The organism is Mariniflexile litorale (assembly GCF_031128465.2).
In the GTDB taxonomy this organism is placed as follows: Bacteria; Bacteroidota; Bacteroidia; order Flavobacteriales; family Flavobacteriaceae; genus Mariniflexile; species Mariniflexile litorale.
Genome location: NZ_CP155618.1, coordinates 4,333,482 through 4,353,620, shown reverse-complemented (window position 1 = coordinate 4,353,620; position 20,139 = coordinate 4,333,482). Strand labels below are relative to the sequence as shown.

Here is a 20,139-nt window from a genome sequence, read left to right as displayed (position 1 = left end):
TACGAGAAATCGCATAATTTATGTTCTACCAAGTATTATGTGATGTCTCAATCGTGTCTCATTTCGACATGACTAAGAAAACATTATAGTTTAGACTTTTATAAATGTTGATGTGAGTGATATACAAAAACGTTTTAAAAGAGTTTAGGTTTTGTTAACGGCTTTTGTTTTTTTGTCTATTAAAGATATTAATTCTATTACTGATTCTACACTTGCATTTATCATGGTACTAGCATCTTTATGACTAATTGTAATCTCACCATTGAGTTTTTCATTTTTATATGTTGTACGTCTCAAATAATCCTCATCAATTATTCCAGCATTGTGTACAATCAAATGTCGAGTAATTTCAAGTTGGCTTATTTGTTTATCATTTAGAAAAGCTAATTCTATTTTCTCTAAGTTAAGTAAATCTATATAAGCAGTTTTTATTCCACTGGCACTTGTGAAATCATATTTAGGGGCAAGAATATCTCCTAAATTATTCGATAAATCAAAATTGAATTTTGATAAAAGACTTATTGAAATCTGCTTTCCGTTAATTCCTTCAATTTCATTTAAAAATCTGTTATTAGACTTTAATAAATTATTTATAAATTTTTGTGGTTGCTTGTTTAATACGTATTTCCAAAGGTCTTTTGAAAATGCTTCAAAAATTGTCCATGAATTTACAAGAGTATTTAACCCTAATGTTCTGTAAGCATCAACTAAAGGTGGAGTATTTTCCAACAATTTGTTTATTTCTTCTTCTGCTAATGCAGAGGACTGAGAACTACTTTCCTTTACTTTGTTTTCAAAGTGCTTTATAATTGCTTCAGCATGTTTTTTCGGGTCTTTTTCCTTGTATCCATCTAACTTTTCAATTTCATTTAAACCTGTCGAATAAGGCAAGCACTTAAGCATACCTTGTTGGTATCCAACTGTCATAAACAAATATGGAATGGCTAGTGTGGTTATAATTTGATCCAAGGATAAGCAGTAATTATCCATAAAGGGTTTTAAGTCTATATTTGATATATTGTCCCTAGCAGCTTCAGCTTTTTTTATGTTAAATTTAATTTTGTCTATTCTCATTTCATTCAATTACACCTATAAGCGAAGTTAGTTTTTTAAAATAAGAAAACCAATATGTAATATTAGGTTTACAACAAAAAGTTATAAACATAAGCTATCATTCTAGAATTATTTCAGAATAGCATCTTCAATAATTTAGGAAGTTTTATATGAGAATCTGAAACAAGTCCAGATTAATGAAAATCAGTTTTAACGTCGCTTCTTTTTAACTGGAACGGATTTCGCTTTAATACGTACAAAAATAAGCTTATGGCGGCTTTTGGGGTTTTCGCGTTGTTCTAATTCAAAAATATCAATTGATTTTATTAAAGGGGTAAGTTTATCAAAACCGAAATTTCTGGAATCGAAATTTGGCTGTTTTTTTTGTAGTAAACTACCAACATCACCTAGAAATGCCCACCCATCATCGTCGGATACATCGGCAATAGTAGTTTTAATAAGTTCAATATCTTTTTGGGTGATTTTATCTACGCTATCTTTAACAGCATCAACATCTTTATCTTCTCTATCCGCTTTGTTTTTTAGTATTTCTATATAAATAAATTTATCGCAAGCCACAATAAACGGGTTTGGTGTTTTCTTTTCGCCAATACCGATAACTTGCATACCTGCTTCTCGAAGTCTAACGGCCAATCGTGTAAAATCACTATCGCTCGATACCAAACAAAAACCATTCACTTTTCCTGAATACAACACGTCCATAGCATCAATAATCATGGCAGAATCGGTAGCATTTTTCCCTGTAGTGTAACCGTATTGTTGTATAGGTGTGATGGCATTTTCAAGCAAAAGGTTTTTCCATTTTGAAAGGTGTGGTTTGGTCCAATCACCATAAATACGCTTGATGGTTGGGTTGCCGTATTTAGCAATTTCTTCCATCATTTCTTTTACGTGTGCCGACGGGATGTTATCACCATCAATAAGTACTGCTAAATTTATATTTGTGTCCATGTATTTTAATATTGTGTGTAACTGTGAGTCGCAAAAAGTGTTTTAAAAACTCACAGAAAAGCGAAGTTAAGTTTTATAAACCAAAAAAGGAATTTATTTTATTTTCTTTTTTGGTTTGCTAGCCTTCGCTAATGGGTTAAAAGCTAAGCATAAATCGAGCCAATAAGATAAGTCGTCATCAGCATCAAAACCATCAGGAGTTACAAAAATATAACCTTTCATGGGGCGACCCGTAAAATCCATAGGTAAGCAATTTGGTTTTTCTAGTTCCGATTCATAAACCGCTTCACCCACACGTGCCATGAGTAAGTTGTTGCCAAATTTTTTATCGAAGTGGATGCCACAAAGCATCTTGTTATCTACTTTAAAACATAAACCACCCATTATGCCTAATTCACTAAAATAGATGTGTTTTTCTTTTAATTGTTGACGTATTCTATCGGCTAAAAAAGCATCAAATGCCATGTTGTTTCCTTTTAAATAAACTAGTGAATTTTCTGGCTAAATTATAAACAAAGTGATTGGTTTTGGCGTAGTAAAATGATATTAGGCAAACTACTATCACAAACATAGCGGCGCCAAAAATAGCTTCCCATGGGCTTAAAGATTGGTTGTAGAACTTTTTTAATCCATAACCAGTAAAACTTCCGTAAAGAAGAATAAAATGAATAACATACATAGACAATGTTTTTTCTCCTATTCGAGAAATAATGGATTGTTTTAAATAGCGTTCAAAAGTATAAAACAATCCAAAAAGGATTAAAACATTACCCATTCTTATAAACAAGTAATTGTAATCGGCACTTCTATATAACAGTTCATAGCCTGTTACTTTATGAAGATAAAAAAGAAATTCGGTTGAATAATAAATTAAAAATAAGCCTACAATAAAAAACGTAGCAATGGTAAATTGTTTAAAACGACTGCGGTGTGAATGTCTAAAAAATACGGTAGATAAAAAAGCTCCACTTGCTGAATATCCAAACCAAGGTAATATAGTAAATACAGAACCATTAACTTTAGTCATGTAATTTGCAAAAACTAGCGGAACATCATCTATTACTAAATTTCTATATAAAGGCTCCGAAACAAAGATGGCACAAGCTATGCAAAAAAGTACAATGGAAAAAATATAGCTATGGTTTTTAAATATATAATAAAGTATTACTAAAAGTATAAGTGATAAACCGATACATTGTAGCACGTCTATGACTAGGAAGTACGGACTAAAATAACCAGTAAACCAGCTTACTAAATTAACACGCAAACTATAACCAATTCCTAATAATAAAAGCCCCCTAAATATGCCTTTTTTCATTCGTTTTTTATCGTCGCCTTTGGCATTGGCGCGCAATAATAAATAAGTAAAAACCAATCCAGAAATAGTAAAAAAAGTAGGAGCCGTTATACCTCTAAAATACGACCATACATTATAAGCGGGGTAAATGGAATTTCTGTAAAGTGGATCTAAGAGGGTATCAATAAAATGCCCTTGAAGCATCATTAAAATGGCAAATGCTCGAACAGCATCAATAAAATATAAGCGATTAGTTTGCAATCCTAAATTTAATTTGATTAGGGTAAATATACTTCTAAAAATTAAAACCAAGTAAAGCTCAGTTAATATTTATGTAATTATATAAAGATATTTTAAATGGGGTATGTAATGCTTTGAAAATCTGATGTAATGAACTCTTATTTATATTATCGATGCGTTTGTATTTTTACTCCATTCAGATAAAAAGGATAATTATATATAGATTTATAAGTAAGTCTTATATTAGCAGTCATGTCTTGACGTAGCCTTTATTTTAAATTAAGGAATAATGAAAGCTTATTTTTTAAATGTTAGGATAACAGTAAAGTACAGGATGGAATAACTTATAAAAGATCATTTATTTGAGAGAAATTTTTTTAATATTGAAGATTTTATCCAAACAATTCATTAGAATAAATTAAACTTAAATATTAACCAACTAAATAAAATAAAACATGTCAAAAAACAATGCAAAGGCCTATTGGAAAGAAAATATTAGGTACCTCTTTATACTATTAGCCGTTTGGTTTGTGGTGTCTTTTGGTGCTGGTATCTTACTTAAAGACACACTAAATAACATACGAATAGGAGGTTTTAAATTAGGTTTTTGGTTTGCTCAACAAGGGTCTATTTACGTGTTTGTTGTACTCATATTTGTGTATGTTCGTCTTATGAATAAACTTGATAAAAAATATGGTTATGATGAATAGTTTATTTTTAACTGCAGGCTTGGGCGTCCAAAATTGGACCTACATTATAGTAGGTATTACATTCACACTTTATATTGGTATTGCCATTTGGTCTAGAGCAGGTTCCACCAAAGAGTTTTATGTTGCAGGTGGAGGGGTGTCACCTTTAGCCAATGGTATGGCAACTGCAGCCGATTGGATGAGTGCCGCTTCCTTTATATCTATGGCAGGTATTATTTCGTTTGCAGGTTATGATGGTGCTGTGTATTTAATGGGATGGACTGGTGGATATGTGCTATTAGCTTTATTATTAGCACCTTATTTGCGTAAATTCGGAAAATTTACAGTGCCAGATTTTATTGGTGATAGGTATTACTCTAATACGGCTCGTTTAGTAGGCGTTTTTTGTGCGCTTATAGTATCATTTACGTATGTAGCGGGTCAAATGCGTGGTGTAGGTTTAGTATTTTCTCGGTTTTTAGAAGTGGATATTAATACAGGGGTTATTATTGGTATGATAATCGTCTTGTTTTATGCTGTATTAGGAGGTATGAAAGGAATAACCTATACGCAGGTAGCTCAATATTGTGTGCTTATTTTTGCATTTATGGTGCCTGCTATTTTTATATCGATTCAAATGACGGGGAACCCCATTCCGCAATTAGGTTTTGGTAGTAAGTTGGCAGATGGTTCTGGAACCTATTTACTAGATAAATTAGATGGATTAAGTACAGATCTTGGTTTTGCAGAATATACTGAAGGCTCCAAATCAATGATTGATGTATTTGCTATCACTTTAGCATTAATGGTTGGTACCGCAGGTTTGCCACATGTTATTGTTCGCTTCTTTACAGTAAAGCGTGTTAAAGATGCTCGTAAATCGGCAGGATTAGCTTTGTTATTAATTGCTCTTTTATATACGGTAGCTCCAGCAGTTTCTGTTTTTGCAAGAACGAATTTGATCGAAACGGTATCTAACCAATCGTACGCTACAATGCCAGAGTGGTTCAAAAAGTGGGAAACTACAGGTTTAATTGTGTTTGATGATAAGAATAACGATGGTCATATCCAATATCTAGCAGATCCTATTAAAAACGAATTGATAGTAGATAATGATATTATGGTACTAGCCAATCCTGAGATTGCACAATTACCAGACTGGGTTATTGCTTTAGTCGCGGCTGGTGCATTAGCAGCTGCATTATCAACGGCAGCAGGTTTATTATTGGTTATTTCATCATCCGTTTCTCATGATTTAATAAAGAAAATGATCAATCCAAATATTTCAGAAAAAGGGGAATTAATTGCAGCGCGTTTAGCGGCAGTAGTAGCAGTTTGTGTAGCAGGTTATTTTGGAATTAATCCTCCAGGATTTGTGGCAGCAACAGTTGCTTTAGCATTTGGTTTAGCCGCAGCTTCCTTTTTTCCAGCTATTATTTTAGGGATTTTTTATAAGAAGATGAATAAAGAAGGTGCTATTGCCGGTATGGTTGTAGGTATCTTGTCTATGCTTTTTTATATGCTTAAATTTAAGTTCGACTGGTTTGGTGGCGGCGGAAAAGCAGATTGGTGGTTCGGAATTTCGCCTGAAGGCTTTGGTACTATCGCTATGATTATTAACTTTATAGTATCTATTGTTATTATGAAGTTCACACCAGAACCTCCACAAGATGTACAAGATATTGTTGAAAACATACGTATACCAAACGGTGCAGGGGAAGCAACAGGACATTAATTTCAATTAACAATTAACAATTAACAATTAACAATTTAGAATTATAAAGTTAAGTCGGATGTTGTGGAGTTGTTTAGTTGATTTACAACTTAACGACAAATAATTTAACGACAAACAAAACAACAACATAAAAAAAATGAGTAATTACCACATAAAACATTTAGAAGAATATTATCAAGTTTATAGAAAATCCATTAGAGAGCCCGAAAATTTTTGGGAAGAAGTAGCTGAAGAACATTTTGTATGGCGCAAAAAATGGGACCATGTATTAAGTTGGGATTTCACTAAACCTGAAGTAAAATGGTTTGAAGGGGCGAAGCTTAATATTACCGAAAACTGTATTGATAGGCATTTAGCAACCCGTGGTGATAAAACCGCAATTTTGTTCGAACCCAATAATCCAGATGAGCCATCAGAGCATATTACTTACAGTGAGTTGTACAAACGGGTTAATCAGTTTGCTAACGTATTGAAAGCGCAAGGTATACAAAAAGGTGATCGAGTGTGTATTTATGTACCCATGATTCCAGAACTTGCTATTTCACTCTTAGCCTGTGCACGCATAGGAGCCATTCATTCAGTGGTATTTGCTGGATTTTCTTCAACAGCATTAGCAACACGAATTAATGATAGTGATTGTAAAATGGTTATTACAGCCGATGGATCTTATCGAGGCGCTAAATCAATCGATTTAAAAGGGATTGTAGATGAAGCTTTAGATCAATGTCCAGGTGTAAAAAGGGTGTTAGTTACAAAACGCACTAATTCTGAAGTAACAATGAAAGAGGGGCGCGATTTATGGTTACAACCACTTTTAGATGCAGCTTCAACAGACTGTAAAGCCGAAATAATGGATGCAGAAGATCCTTTATTTATATTATATACCTCAGGATCAACAGGGTTGCCAAAAGGCATGGTGCATACCACGGCAGGTTATATGGTTTATACTGCTTATACTTTTAAGAATGTGTTTCAGTATCGTGAAAATGATGTGTATTGGTGTACGGCTGATATTGGTTGGATTACTGGACACAGCTACATTGTTTACGGACCGCTAGCGAATGGAGCGACTACGGTTATGTTCGAAGGTGTACCTAGTTATCCAGATTTTGGACGTTTTTGGGAAATAGTGGAAAAACATAAAGTGACACAGTTTTATACGGCACCAACCGCTATTCGTGCTTTGGCAAAACAAGGTGTCGAGTTGGTTGAAAAATATAATTTATCATCTTTAAAAGTATTAGGAAGTGTTGGTGAACCTATCAACGAAGAAGCATGGCATTGGTATAACGATGTGGTGGGGAAAAACAAAAGCCCTATTGTAGACTCTTGGTGGCAAACTGAAACTGGAGGTATCATGATAACACCCATACCCTATGTTACTCCAACAAAACCAACTTATGCGACTTTGCCTTTTATAGGTATACAACCTGTACTAATGGATGAACATGGTAGTGAACTTAAAGGCAATCAAGTAGAAGGACGTTTGTGTATCAAATTTCCTTGGCCCTCTATAGCTCGTACGATTTGGGGAAATCATGAACGTTATAGAGAAACCTATTTTTCTGCTTATGAAAATAAATATTTTACAGGTGATGGTGCCTTGCGAGATGAAGTGGGGTATTACCGTATCACGGGTAGGGTAGACGATGTTATTATTGTGTCTGGGCATAATTTAGGAACAGCACCTATTGAAGATGCCATTAATGAACACCCAGCAGTAGCTGAATCAGCTATTGTAGGTTTTCCACATGATATTAAAGGAAGTGCTTTATATGGTTATGTAACGCTTAAAGATACGGGCGAGTCGAGAGACCAAAATAATTTACGAAAAGAAATAAATCAACTTATTTCCGATAAAATTGGACCTATAGCAAAACTTGATAAAATTCAATTTACACAAGGTTTACCTAAAACACGTTCAGGAAAAATCATGCGTCGTATTTTACGTAAAATAGCAAGTAAAGACACCTCAAATTTAGGTGATACAAGCACCTTGTTAAACCCAGAAGTGGTGCAGGATATTATGGATAATGCTCTTTAATGTAAATTAAAAAATTCACCGCAAATACACTAAACTTGATATAAGTGTATTTGTGGTTTTTTTGAGATTATCCATCTAATAAATAACCCCAATCTAGGTTTTTACGTTTGTCTAAACGTCCTGTAATTTTTAAAAATACTAGAGCAGTTATTAAAGCATCTCCAGTAGCTGTATGTCTATCTACCATTGGGACGTTTAATTCTTTTCCTAATTCATCTAGAGTGTATATTTTTTCTTTTTGTCTGTAAATTATGTGAAGTGATTTTTTGTACAAAACACCAGTATCAATAAACTTGTTTTTTAGTTTTCCTAAATCATGTCTTGCAAGCATTTCGTTTACCATATTTTTATCAAAATTGGCATGGTGTGCTATTAAAACCGCATTTTTAATATAAGCTAAAAAGATTTTTATAGCTTCTAATTCCGATACTTTATCTGGAGAGCCCGATTTCATTAACCCATGAATTTTAACAGTTTCTGGTCTAAAAACATCCTGATCTAAATATAACTCCAAACTATTCTTTACCTGAATGGTTTTCCCAACAAATGAAACAGCTCCAATAGATAAAATACGGTCTTCTTTTTTATCAAATCCTGTGGTTTCAGTATCAAAAGCTATAAAACGGGTGTTTGCAATAGAAGTATCTTTCCTTTTCTTTTTATTGAACGTATCGAGATATGCCTGCCAAAAATCAGGATTTTTTTGGTTTTTCTTAAATAACCAATCAAAATTCATTTGTTATATCTATTATTTTTAAATGGTTAATATAATTATATAAAGTTTTTTAAATCGAATCTCATTTTTAAAGCTTCTTGAATTTCTTGAATAGGCTTAAAGCAACGTCTTAATTTTAATTTTTCTTCTTTAGTAAGTGTTTCTAATTCAATAAATCGACCGGAATTATTATGTAATAAACCCTGTTTGCTTTTAAATTTTGAAAGTGCTTTAAAGGCATACGAACATGATTGGTAGAGCTCTTTGTTATTGGGTTCAATTTCTGCCAACTTTTCAAAACGTTCCGAAGTGTTGTTAATCCCTTTTATGTTGTTACTTAGAGTAAGCAATCTGGCGGCATCAATTAATGGCATTAAGGCTCTGCTTTTTATATTGAAAAGGTCTTTTTGTTCGCCATTTTCTTCTACTAGAAATTGTTTAAAAAAACCAAGTGGCGGTGGGTTTTTAAGTGCATTTCTACCTAAAAACTTAAAAAATAAGGATGTTTTGCTTAGTGACTCATAAATAGAATCGGATAATTCATCAACCAGATTTTTTTCACCATATACAGAACTATAATCAAAAAAGATAGACGATAATAAAATGGCTTTTTCGTCTGGATTTAAAATCCAATTTTCAAATTGTAATTTCCAATCGGTAATAGATTTGCACCACTCAGCATTACGTGCCATCATATCGGCTTCACAATATTCAAATCCAATTTTGTTTAATGACTTGGTAACCAGTTTGGCTAATTCTAAAAAATAAGATTGCGTTTCTTCATATTTATCTTTTTCAACATCCTGAAAAACAATAGCATTATCTTGATCAGTAAATAGCAATTGTTCCTTTCTGCCTTGACTGCCTAGTGACAACCAAGAGAATGCGACTGGAGGTGGTGCTGGCATTTTCTTTAAAGCCAATTCTATAGCACGAACAGTAACAGCATCATTAATTTGGGAAATGATTTTAATGATATGCGATACGGGAATATTTTGTTCTAAATAACTTTTTAATAGTGTATTGGCTTTTAGTCTAGCAGTTCTTAATTTTTTGGTACGTCGGGCACGTTTTATTTCTTTTAATATCACCGATGGATTGTTACCTAAAGTAACTAAAACATCGTGGTGGGTTAACACACCAATAAGCTTAGAATTTACCGTACCATCTTTGGTAATACATAAATGTCCAATGCTATGTTTTATCATTTGTAATTGACCATCGGCTACTGTTAAATCTTTTTTATTTGTGATAACAGGCGAACTCATTATATTGGTAACAGGCGTTTCAATAGGAAATAAACCCGTGGCAACTTTGTTTTTAATGTCGCTGTTTGTAATAATGCCAACAGGATTTGTATTACTATCCACAACAATGATACAGCCAATTTTGTGTCTACTCATTTTAATGGCAGCCTCTTTTAACGACGCATTAAAATCGCATGTAATGGGGTTTTTAGTGTAATTAGCTGTTTGAAAACTTACAACATCCTGTGAAGTACTCGGTAAATAATCAGCAAATATTTTACCCGTTTCTTCGGCAGTATAGGGATCGTAAGCATTTGTTGCGAAGGCTGTAATTAAAAATTTATAAACCTTAGCATTGTTATTTGTAACGACTTGAAAGGTGTCTATAGGAATAGCATACACAATGGATTCTTCATTAGCCGTTGCGGTAAGTTTGTAATCTTCTTTGGCAATGAGTGGACGTACGCCAAAGATATCGCCCGCATCGCTTATGTTTACAATTTCTTGTACATTATTCGTATTCGTGTGAAAAGAAGTGATAGCACCGTTTCGAACCATATAGAAGTGCTCGTTAAAAGTGTCGCCTTTTTTAAACAGTGTATCGCCTTTTTCTAAATAAATAATGGACACTTGTTTAGATATTTCCAACAAATCACGATCTTTTAAAATATTAAAAGGTGGATAATTTTTTAAGAAGTCGTAAACACGTTCTGCAATAGAATTTTTCATTCAGTAAATTTATAATTCTTATTTATTTTAAAACAAGAATTATATCATTTTAAAATCTAAAAGCAATTCTCCTTCAATAAAACATTGCAGATGGTCTCCTTTAAAAATTTCACCTGCACCTACGGCAGGCGTTCCTGTAAATATTAAATCATCAGGTTCTAAAGTCATGTATTTGGAAATAAAGGCTATAATATCGCTGAATGTGTAAATCATTAACGCGGTGTTTCCAACTTGTTTTTCATCTCCATTTATTACTAAATTGAAATTAATATCGTTCAATTTAGGAAAATTAGATACGGGTTTGAATTTAGAAATAGGCGCAGCACCATCAAAACCTTTACCTAAATCCCAAGGCCCCTTGGTTTCTCTACAAGCATTAAAAACATCTTTAGCGGTATAATCGATACCAACACCAATTTCTGAAATGTAAGAAGCAGCATCTTCTAAACGAATGTCTTTACCTTTTTTTCCAATTTTAATTACCAACTCAATTTCATAATTTAATTGATTGGTAAAGCTAGGATAAACCACATCTTTATTGTCTCTTACAAGACTCGATTCTGGCTTAGAAAATATAATTTGATTTCCTGTTTTATTGTCAATGATTTCTTCTTTATTATTTACGTAGTTTTTTCCGATAGCCAGAATTTTCATAATGTTTAATTTAGTTATAATTTAGAATGTAAATTTAATAAAATAAGGCTTTTAAATTAAACTAATTTTTACTTCTTTATTGGATTCATTTGGACGGTTTTTGTATCTTGCATAGGAAATAATTTAACACATTGTTTAATTAAATTTACTTACTATGGCAAAATCTCAAGACGCAAAGAAAACTGTTAAGAAGGAACCTCTTTTAACTCCAAAAGAAAAGAAAGCAGCTAAACTTGCAAAAAAAGCAAAACGAACATAAAGGATAGTTTTTTATAAAATAAGCCTTTTTAATTGGTTTATTTATTGATTTTACATTCGTGTTTTATAGAAAAATTAGAAACCTTAAGGTTTTTATCAAGTTAAAAAAAGAATTTTTTATTGAATCCTCGGGCAACCTCGGGGATTCAATATTTAATGTCAAGTGGTTATTTCGTTATTGTTTCTATTGGTTTGGTTGAAGTATATATAATAGTTTTGTAGAATTCTAAAACAAATCGAAAGTGTGAATAATATATTAAAAACGAATATCAGATTGAGCATACAAGACACTGGTGTTTTTATAATTTTATAACTAATCTTAATATCTGGAATTATTTCATTAATCTTACTAAACCAAACATCAATATAGATAGACTACAAAGAATTGAATTAAAGTTACATCCAACTCACGTTAAATTAGGTGATATACATTTAAATCCAGTAAGATTTGGATAGTAGAAAAAGATTACTATTTAATTTAAACTAAGGTTTATTTAGCTCAAAAAAAGCTTCCTTAATAATTAGTGAAGCTTTTTTGTTTTTCATACCTTCGAATTGAAAATATTGCTTTCCTCAATTAGACATTCTTTTAATAGAATAATTATGACTAAATATATAGCCTTAATTTTTTTAAGCTTAGCGATAAATGCGTCTTCCCAAGAAGCAAACATAGTTAGTGAGTTCTCACAAGAGGGTAGTTTGTATAGAAGTTTAAATAATTCTTCTGATGTTTTAACAGACTTTAAAAGTGGTGATGCTTGTGTAGTAGTAGGTTACTTTGGAAAAGAAATTTATAAAGTTAAATATAACGATTTGGTAGGGTTTGTAGATTCTCAATATTTAGTTGTAAATGAAGCCGTCATGGATTTGTATTATGATTTTCAGGATAGTGAAAGATTGAGAATAATGACTGAAGAAAAAAAGAGAAAGGCAGATGTACAGATTATTATAAAGGAAGGAGAAGAGGAACAGAAGCGCTTAGAGCTAAAAGAATTTGAAAGAATAAAAGCCCTCGAGCTTGTTGAAAAGAGGCGATTAGATTCTATTGTAAATATTAAAATAGAAGAAAATAAGCAAGTAGAAATTAAAGCAGTTCCGAATAAAGTTGAAGAAAAATTAAATAAGGAAGAATTATTAGAAAAAAAGGATGTGTTAAGTACTTGCGATTATTCTATGAATGAATATGATACTATTGATAGAATAAAAATTGTTAGAACGATTCCTTATATACTTAATAAAGATTTAACTATTGAATTGTTTAAAAGAGGCAGAAGCACCAACGTGTTTTTTAATTTGTCTGAAGATTTAGGGTGTGCAAGTTATTTACCTAGTAACAGATCTTCGGTAAAAGTAATTCTTGAAAATAATCAAACCATAACGTTTTATCATTCTTGGGATATGGATTGTGGTGAGTTTAGTTTTAGAGGTAATTTGTCTAATTCGCAAATACGAAGTTTAAAAAGGGCGTCGATACAATCAATATATCTTAAAGGGACTAAGGAAACACGTCATATTACTGATATAACGTATAAAACATTTTTTATAGAGCGGTTAGATTGTCTTGATATTTAGTTAAATGAATCTGCTTTTTTTGTTAGCACCATTAGGTTGTTATCTTCCATGTTGGTAGTAAAAAACAAATACCAATCGCCACCATCTTTAATATTGAATTTTTTTCGGAGTTGTTCTACCGTTTCGGGAAAGTTTCGCGTGGTAATATTGGCTTTATTTATGCCTAACTTTTTTATAGTTTTTTTATTATAAAGTAGTGTTTGTTCAATTTTAAAACACCTTCCAGGAAAATCTATTAAGCTATTACTTGTGTATAAATGTGAATGTTTGTGAAGCTTAAAAACATGCAATTGGTTACTAATAGACTCGAAGCCGCCAGCTTTTAAAATGGCACTGTTGGGTTCGTATAAATAGGTGAGTGGTTTGCTATATAAAGAAGTTGTTGTTTTTTCGCTTTCTATAGAAAAATTAAAAACTTCATTTGTGTTTTTTTTAAGGTTGATGGTTTTAATTGAAATACCTTCTGTAAATCCGTTTTCTAAAACCCAAAGTAATTCTTTAACCTCATTATTTACTGCTACTACATGAATGGTTTTAACATGTTTTAGCTCGTTAATACCAACCGATAAATCGAGGAGGGGCGATGTTTTAATTAAAATGTTTTTTGAATGTTTGAATAATAAATCGAGATGCTCTGGCACGTTGGGTAAACAATCATTTAGAAAAAAGACTTTGCCTTTACTATCATGTCTTCGAGAAGGGTCTATATAAATCCAATCACATATTTTGTCGCTGTTTTTTAAATAGTTAATACCGTCTATAGCTTCTGTGTTTATATTTTGAATCGCTAATTGTTTGTAATTGTGTGTTACTATTTTAGAAAGATCTTCGTTAATTTCACAGTGTACAACCTTTTTAAAAACGTTTGAAAAATAATAGCAATCTACACCAAAACCCCCTGTTAAGTCGATGATGGATTCGCCATTCATGAGGCTTGATTTATATTGAGCTGTTATTTCAGAGGAAGTTTGCTCAATGTTTAATTTGTTAGGGTAGTATATGTTTTTACATTCAAACCAAGTTGATAGTTTCTTTTCACAACGCTTTTTGGCTTCAATTTGTTCAATAATTTCTTTAGTTTCAATAGAGGGGAAGTTGGTTCCTTTTAGCAATAAAGAAGCAATATCAGAATTTAAGTTTTTATCAATAAATTCTTGAATTTCAGTATTTAAAATATATGTATTCAAAAGGAGTTATAAATCTTTAGTCAGTTTTTTTACAATTTTGTTTTCAGATAGAAACTCTTTTAAAATAACTTTTATGGCTGTGTATACAGGTACTGCAAGTATTAATCCAATAACGCCAAATAATATGCCTGTAATTAAAATCACTAAAAATATTTCTAACGGATGTGATTTTACACTTTTTGAAAAAATGATAGGTTGACTTAAAAAATTATCAATCAATTGTCCAATAATAAAAACAACAAATACCCAAAATGTTTTAGGTAAAATAACACCACTAAAACTTTCGTTTAGGTTACTTGTCATGGTAAGTGCTAACATTAAAAAAGCACCAACCAGTGGCCCTACATAAGGTACAAGGTTAAGTAGCGCACATAAGAATGCAATAACAATCGCATTTTCTACACCTATAAAGAGCAACCCGATGGTATAAATAAGGAATAGGATGAGTATTTGAAAAATAAGACCCACAAAATATCGGGAGAGTAAATCTTTAATTTTTGTTGAAGAATTTTTCCAATGAAGCTCTTTACTATCCGGTATAAATGTAAGCACGCCATTTTCAAATAAACGACTGTCTTTTAAAAAGAAAAAGGAAATAAATAGCACCGAAAAAAGCCCAATGCTAAAACTGCCCAAACCGCTAATTATAGAGTTTAAAAAGTTAGGTATAAGTGCGTAGTCTATTTTAGATAAGAGGTGGGATTCTTTAATGGACTCCTCTAAATCAATTTGATATATATTAAAATAGTTGGTGATTTCAATATACAAATCTTTGATATTACTTTGAAGTTCATTGATATTTAACAACGACAAATTATGCCCTTGCTTCATTATTAAAGGAATAAATAAAGCTGCTAAACCAACAAACAATCCTATAAGTATAGCCATGGTCACAATAACAGCTATTGTGTTTTTAAACTTCAAACGCCGCTCTAAAAACAGTACTAATGGTCTACCTATTAAAGAAATAACTGCCGCAATAGCAATATAGCTAATAACGGACTGGATTTTATATAAAAACCACAATAACAAAACAATGCCAAAAATAATGGTTACTGCCCTTAGAATGCCGTTTGCAATTTGTTTTGAATTCAAATGAAATAAATTAAGGAGTAAATATAATATTATTTACTTTCATTTCGAATGGTTGCCCCTTAAACTCGATTTTTGAAATGCTTAAAAAAAAATGAACCCCATAACACTATGAGATTCATTTTATATTTAATATGTCTTTTATAGAGAAGTACAGATATGTATTGAGATTTTAGTTTAAAAATTTAGGTTTTATTACCAGCATAGCCCAAGCCCAATTTTGACCATCGGCAGCATCGGCTTTTGTTATGCCTTTTAATTCATACATACCATCGGCAGCAAACATTTGAGAATATCCTAATACTAAACTGTAACCATTGAATTTCTTAGCGAAAACCAAATCTAATTCCGTTCCTAACGATTTTTCACCGCTAGCTAATTCTTGCTCACCACTAAAGTTTAATATGTTTACAGATAAATTAGATGTTTCGCTTAATTTGAAATCTGCACCCAAATGGATGTCAACTAAACCAATAGTATTGGCATGGTTTCCCACGTAGAAATAATCCATTAAACCATTGAATTTGTGGTTGGTTCCATAAAGTGGGAAGAAAGCACCAGTTTCGCCAGCACCAGCATCATTTCCGCTAATAACTTCAACACCTGCTCCAATGCTTACTTTTTCAGAAGCTTTATAAGATAAATCAAGACTTAAATCGTATGCACCTTTTACATCTATTTCACCAAGTCTTTCTCCTGTTTGAATGTAGGCATTGGCAGTTACACCAAAAGCACCTTTTTTATAGTTTAAATGTGTACCGAAAGTTTGTAAATTAGAAACCCCAGGTGTACCATTTTGGTAACCTGTATTCATTGCTAAAAGGCTACCTGTAAAGTCTCCAAATTTCTTGTTTAAATGCAACATTTGCATAGTTTTATATGAAAAAAGTGGAGTTGTAGCATATAAATTACCAGCAGCTCCCAAATTATCTTGATTGAAAGCCAAAGCAAGATCTAAAGCAAAATCATCTTTAGCATATTTAATTAATGCAGCATCGTGGTTACGCCCTTGTTGCGCCCAATCTAAACCTCCTAGGATACGTTGGTCATCATAAGATAATACTTGACGGCCTAGTTTTGTAGACCATCCTTTACCTAATTGCAATTCTGCCCAAGCTTCAAATAAATCGAATTTATTATTTATATCGCTATGGACGATTTGTGGATTTTCACCCCAAAGTAAAATATCCTGAATACTCATATAGATTTTATAGGATTCGGTAGAATATCCTGCATTCAATCGAGCTCTTGTAACAGTAAAAAAGTCTGGTTCGCTAGCTTCTGGAATTAAATTCCCAAATCCGTGCAGATATTCTGTTCTTGGTCTAAACTCACCATCTAATGTAAATTGTGCCTGTGCAAATTGTAAGCAGCCTAATAAAAGTCCTAGAATTACATATTGTTTTTTCATTTTTTTTTTTTGATTTTTAAGTTATGGTTGTCCTTTATTTATTATGTTTTTGCTGCTTATGTTTTGTTTTTCAAATATATAAGTAGCTGTTTTTTTGTTATATGATATATCTCATGTAATTTTTAATGTTCTAAAAAATCTATAAGGTGCTTTCTGTATTTGTAATAATCGTCGTGTTCCAGTACAGATTTTCGGGTTCTGGGGCGTTCAAAATCAATGCTTAAAATATCACCTATTTTGGCTTTGGGGCCACTGGTCATCATTACCACACGGTCTGCTAAAAAGATGGCTTCATCTACATCATGGGTAATCATCACTGCCGTAATTTTTTCTTTGTTCCAAATTTCAATTAAGATATCTTGAAGCTCACCTCGTGTTAAAGAATCCAGCATCCCAAATGGTTCGTCAAGCAATAATACTTTGGGTTTTATGGCAAAAGCTCTGGCAATTCCAACACGTTGTTGCATACCTTGGGATAGCTCGGATGCACGTTTGTTAAATGCATCTTCCAAACCTACTTTTTGCAAATAGTATTTGGCAATATCGTTGCGTTGTGCTTTTGTGGCATCTGGAAATACTTGGTTAACGCCTAGTAATACATTTTGAAGTGCCGTCATCCAAGGCATTAAACTGGGTGATTGGAAAATAACACCTCTATCAGGGCCTGGGCCTTTTATGTGTTTACCCAATACTGAAATATTACCTCCAGAAATGTCATTAAGTCCCGCAATCATGGAAAGCATGGTTGTTTTACCACAACCGGAATGTCCAATGATGGTAACGAACTCTTCCTTTCTTATTTGAAGATTCAAATCTTCCAGAACTACATAATCACCTTTTGGTGTTGGATATACTTTCTTAAGGTTCTTTAAATCCAACATCACCTCATTCGAAGGGAAAAGCCCATTATCATCTAGAGTTGTTGTCCTATTTGCTGTTATTATACTCATGGTTTTTCTTATTAAAATCGGTTTACAAAATCTTTTGGGGTTAACTCAGGAAGTACATACTCTGTTTTAGATACTGATTTCCGTTCATTTCCAATATCCATTAAATACTCAATAATGGCGTTTCTTGTTTTTTTGAAATTTGGGTTATCGTTTAGTTCCGTTTTATCTCGTGGGCGGTCAATATCAATTTTAAACTCAGGTCCTAAAGTGGCATTTGGTCCTGGACGCAGTGGAATAATACGATCTGCCATGTAAATACCTTCATCTACATCGTTGGTAATCAATAGGGCAGTGCGTTTGTCTTTTCCCCAAATGTTTAAAATTTCATCTTGTAAATTACCACGTGTTAGGGCATCTAAAGCGCCAAGTGGTTCGTCCATAATAATCATTTCGGGTTTCATGGCTAAAGCGCGCGCCACCGCAACACGTTGGCGCATACCACCCGATAATTCTTTCGGGCGTTTGTTAATAGCATGCGATAAGCTTACCATTTCCACATATTCAGCAACAATGTCGTTTATTTCAGACTTACTTTTTTTAGGAAATGCCTCATTCACGGCCATATATACATTCTGTCCCACAGTTAACCAAGGCAACAGAGAGTAATTTTGAAAAATAACCCCACGCTCATGGCTTGTTCCAACAACAGGTTCGCCTTTAAATAACACTTCGCCACTGGTGGGTTGTAGCAATCCGTTTATTAAGTTAACCAAGGTCGTTTTTCCGCTACCAGTAAATCCAACAATAGCTACAAACTCACCTTCTTCAATAGACAAATTAATGTTTGAAAGTACCTCGGTAGCATGTTCGCCTTTTCCGTAGGTTTTATAAATATTATTTAATTCTAAGTATGCCATTTTTCTATGTTTATTTGTTGAGTCGTTTATTTGTTGAATTGTTGGTTGCGCCAAAACGTTTAAACGTTTAAACAATTCAACAATTCCACTTTTTTTTGGGCGTTACCACAAGGGGCGGGCTTTACGTTACAAGTCCTCGCTCGTACCTCGCTGTGGGCTTTCCACTGCAAATACAAAGTATTCACGATTTCATTAATTTAAAATTAACACTATGAGTAATCCCTAACGCACATTTCAATTTCATTTACGCTTTATTCAAAACCTATTCATTCTTTGAAACTTTGAGTCTTTGAGTCTTTGAGACTTTGAGACTTTGAAACTTTCAAATCAAATCCCATCATTCTTATTAAAAGAAATCATGTTTTGAACGGTTAGCATGATTCTGTCCAACAAAAACCCAATACCACCAATAATAAACATGGCAACAATTATTTTTGAGTTAGAATCTATAGCACCATTTTGGAATTCTTCCCAAACAAACGAACCTAAACCTGGGCTTTGAGCCAATAATTCAATAGCAATAAGCACCATCCAAGACACTGAAAGTGTAATTCTTAATCCGGTAAAAATTAATGGTAAAGCCGATGGTAATATCACTTTAAATACTTTTTGAAAGGTGCCTAATTTCAATACTTTTGCTACGTTTATATAATCTTTATCAACCGATGATACCCCCATGGCTGTATTTACCAACGTAGCCCACATAGAACATAAGCCAACACTAATAAACGAGATGATGAAAGCACTATCTGAATTTGAGTCTTTGGTTAATGTTTTTACAATCATAAAAACCAATAACAACCAAACTACGGGCGATACGGGTTTGAAAATTTGAATTAACCAGTTAACCGAGCTTCTTAAGGTTTTGCTTAGCCCTATTACAATTCCTATGGGAACCGCAATAAGCAATGCTAAAAGAAAACCTGCAAAAACCGTTTTAATACTGGTTAAAATTTGGTCTACAAACGATGGTCTTCCTGTATAGGTAATGGCATCTTTTCCTTCGGCTATTCGTTTTGCATTTAAAGCAGCTGTTTTTTCAGCGAAAGCTTGTTTGTCTGCCCTAATAGTAAAATGATCGTCTAATAAGGTGTTAAAAGACCCCCAAACTTGAGCAGGAGATGGTAATGTGTTTGGTTGGCATTTTACGGCACCCGATGCTATACACGCTTCCATGGCATCAGCTGCTTCCTGTCCTTGTTCGGTTAATGCTTTTTCAATTTTGTATGCGGCTTCAGTATTGTATAGTGCTTTAGAACCCATGTGCCATAGTCCTATAAATAAAAGCATGGAAGCAAGAGGCACTACTACTTTTCTTAAGAAGTTTCTAAAATCTTCTTTTTCAATCTTCCCAGTGAATATCAATTTTAAGGTTCCTAAAAATTCGAATCCCATAAACTTGGTTATCTTATCTAATGTGATGCTTTGCTTCATGAT

Annotated in this window: 17 protein-coding genes; 4 read left to right on the top strand and 13 right to left on the bottom strand. The window is 32.8% G+C overall.

All coding sequences use genetic code 11. The annotated features are described in order from the left end of the window. Positions 1–144: 144 nt before the first annotated feature. The 4 genes from QLS71_RS18435 to QLS71_RS18420 form a co-directional block, all read right to left on the bottom strand. A complete protein-coding gene (locus QLS71_RS18435; RefSeq protein WP_308992259.1) occupies positions 145–1,074 on the bottom strand; it encodes a hypothetical protein in 930 nt (309 codons plus the stop codon). Positions 1,075–1,263: 189 nt separating this feature from the next. Next, entirely contained in the window at positions 1,264–2,025 is a 762-nt protein-coding gene (locus tag QLS71_RS18430; protein ID WP_308992260.1) for an NYN domain-containing protein, read from the bottom strand. Between the two features lie 93 nt (positions 2,026–2,118). Then, entirely contained in the window at positions 2,119–2,490 is a 372-nt protein-coding gene (locus QLS71_RS18425; RefSeq protein WP_308992261.1) for an RNA methyltransferase, read from the bottom strand. Continuing rightward, positions 2,480–3,583, bottom strand: coding sequence for a heparan-alpha-glucosaminide N-acetyltransferase domain-containing protein (locus tag QLS71_RS18420; RefSeq protein ID WP_308992262.1), 1,104 nt, complete (start codon positions 3,581–3,583; stop codon positions 2,480–2,482). Before QLS71_RS18420 ends, QLS71_RS18425 begins: the two co-directional genes overlap by 11 nt. 434 nt (positions 3,584–4,017) lie before the next feature. Here QLS71_RS18420 and QLS71_RS18415 point away from each other — a divergent pair, with 434 nt between their 5' ends. The 3 genes from QLS71_RS18415 (at position 4,018) to acs (ending at position 8,030) form a co-directional block, all read left to right on the top strand. Continuing rightward, positions 4,018–4,272, top strand: coding sequence for a DUF4212 domain-containing protein (locus tag QLS71_RS18415; RefSeq protein WP_308992263.1), 255 nt, complete (start codon positions 4,018–4,020; stop codon positions 4,270–4,272). 19 nt (positions 4,273–4,291) lie between these two features. After that, the gene (locus QLS71_RS18410; RefSeq protein ID WP_308992308.1) at positions 4,292–5,986 is read left to right on the top strand and encodes a sodium:solute symporter family protein; all 1,695 of its coding nucleotides are present in this window, start codon (positions 4,292–4,294) and stop codon (positions 5,984–5,986) included. A 136-nt stretch (positions 5,987–6,122) separates the two neighbouring features. Beyond that, complete coding sequence (gene acs / locus QLS71_RS18405) at positions 6,123–8,030, top strand: acetate--CoA ligase (protein ID WP_308992264.1); 1,908 nt, start codon at positions 6,123–6,125, stop codon at positions 8,028–8,030. Positions 8,031–8,097: 67 nt separating this feature from the next. Here acs and QLS71_RS18400 read toward each other — a convergent pair whose 3' ends face one another. The 3 genes from QLS71_RS18400 to QLS71_RS18390 are packed head-to-tail and all read right to left on the bottom strand — an operon-like array spanning position 8,098 to position 11,375. Continuing rightward, complete coding sequence (locus QLS71_RS18400) at positions 8,098–8,766, bottom strand: 3'-5' exonuclease (RefSeq protein WP_308992265.1); 669 nt, start codon at positions 8,764–8,766, stop codon at positions 8,098–8,100. A 35-nt stretch (positions 8,767–8,801) separates the two neighbouring features. Beyond that, a complete protein-coding gene (locus QLS71_RS18395; protein WP_308992266.1) occupies positions 8,802–10,721 on the bottom strand; it encodes a DUF294 nucleotidyltransferase-like domain-containing protein in 1,920 nt (639 codons plus the stop codon). A 39-nt stretch (positions 10,722–10,760) separates the two neighbouring features. Continuing rightward, positions 10,761–11,375 (bottom strand): fumarylacetoacetate hydrolase family protein, encoded by a 615-nt coding sequence (locus QLS71_RS18390; protein ID WP_308992267.1) that lies wholly within the window; start codon positions 11,373–11,375, stop codon positions 10,761–10,763. Between the two features lie 861 nt (positions 11,376–12,236). Here QLS71_RS18390 and QLS71_RS18385 point away from each other — a divergent pair. Then, positions 12,237–13,205 (top strand): hypothetical protein, encoded by a 969-nt coding sequence (locus QLS71_RS18385; protein ID WP_308992268.1) that lies wholly within the window; start codon positions 12,237–12,239, stop codon positions 13,203–13,205. Here QLS71_RS18385 and QLS71_RS18380 read toward each other — a convergent pair. The 6 genes from QLS71_RS18380 to QLS71_RS18355 all read right to left on the bottom strand — a co-directional run bounded on the left by QLS71_RS18380 (position 13,202) and on the right by QLS71_RS18355 (position 20,136). Beyond that, positions 13,202–14,392, bottom strand: a complete 1,191-nt coding sequence (locus QLS71_RS18380) for a class I SAM-dependent methyltransferase (RefSeq protein ID WP_308992269.1) — start codon at positions 14,390–14,392, stop codon at positions 13,202–13,204. The two genes, QLS71_RS18385 and QLS71_RS18380, sit on opposite strands and share 4 nt — an antisense overlap. 6 nt (positions 14,393–14,398) lie before the next feature. Next, positions 14,399–15,487 (bottom strand): AI-2E family transporter, encoded by a 1,089-nt coding sequence (locus QLS71_RS18375; RefSeq protein WP_308992270.1) that lies wholly within the window; start codon positions 15,485–15,487, stop codon positions 14,399–14,401. Positions 15,488–15,656: 169 nt separating this feature from the next. After that, positions 15,657–16,895: an alginate export family protein gene (locus QLS71_RS18370; protein ID WP_308992271.1), complete on the bottom strand. Its 1,239-nt coding sequence runs from the start codon at positions 16,893–16,895 to the stop codon at positions 15,657–15,659. Positions 16,896–17,017: 122 nt separating this feature from the next. Beyond that, entirely contained in the window at positions 17,018–17,845 is an 828-nt protein-coding gene (locus QLS71_RS18365) for an ABC transporter ATP-binding protein (protein ID WP_308992272.1), read from the bottom strand. Between the two features lie 11 nt (positions 17,846–17,856). After that, the gene (locus QLS71_RS18360) at positions 17,857–18,702 is read right to left on the bottom strand and encodes an ABC transporter ATP-binding protein (RefSeq protein ID WP_308992273.1); all 846 of its coding nucleotides are present in this window, start codon (positions 18,700–18,702) and stop codon (positions 17,857–17,859) included. A 327-nt stretch (positions 18,703–19,029) separates the two neighbouring features. Beyond that, positions 19,030–20,136: an ABC transporter permease gene (locus QLS71_RS18355; protein WP_308992274.1), complete on the bottom strand. Its 1,107-nt coding sequence runs from the start codon at positions 20,134–20,136 to the stop codon at positions 19,030–19,032. Positions 20,137–20,139: the final 3 nt, after the last annotated feature.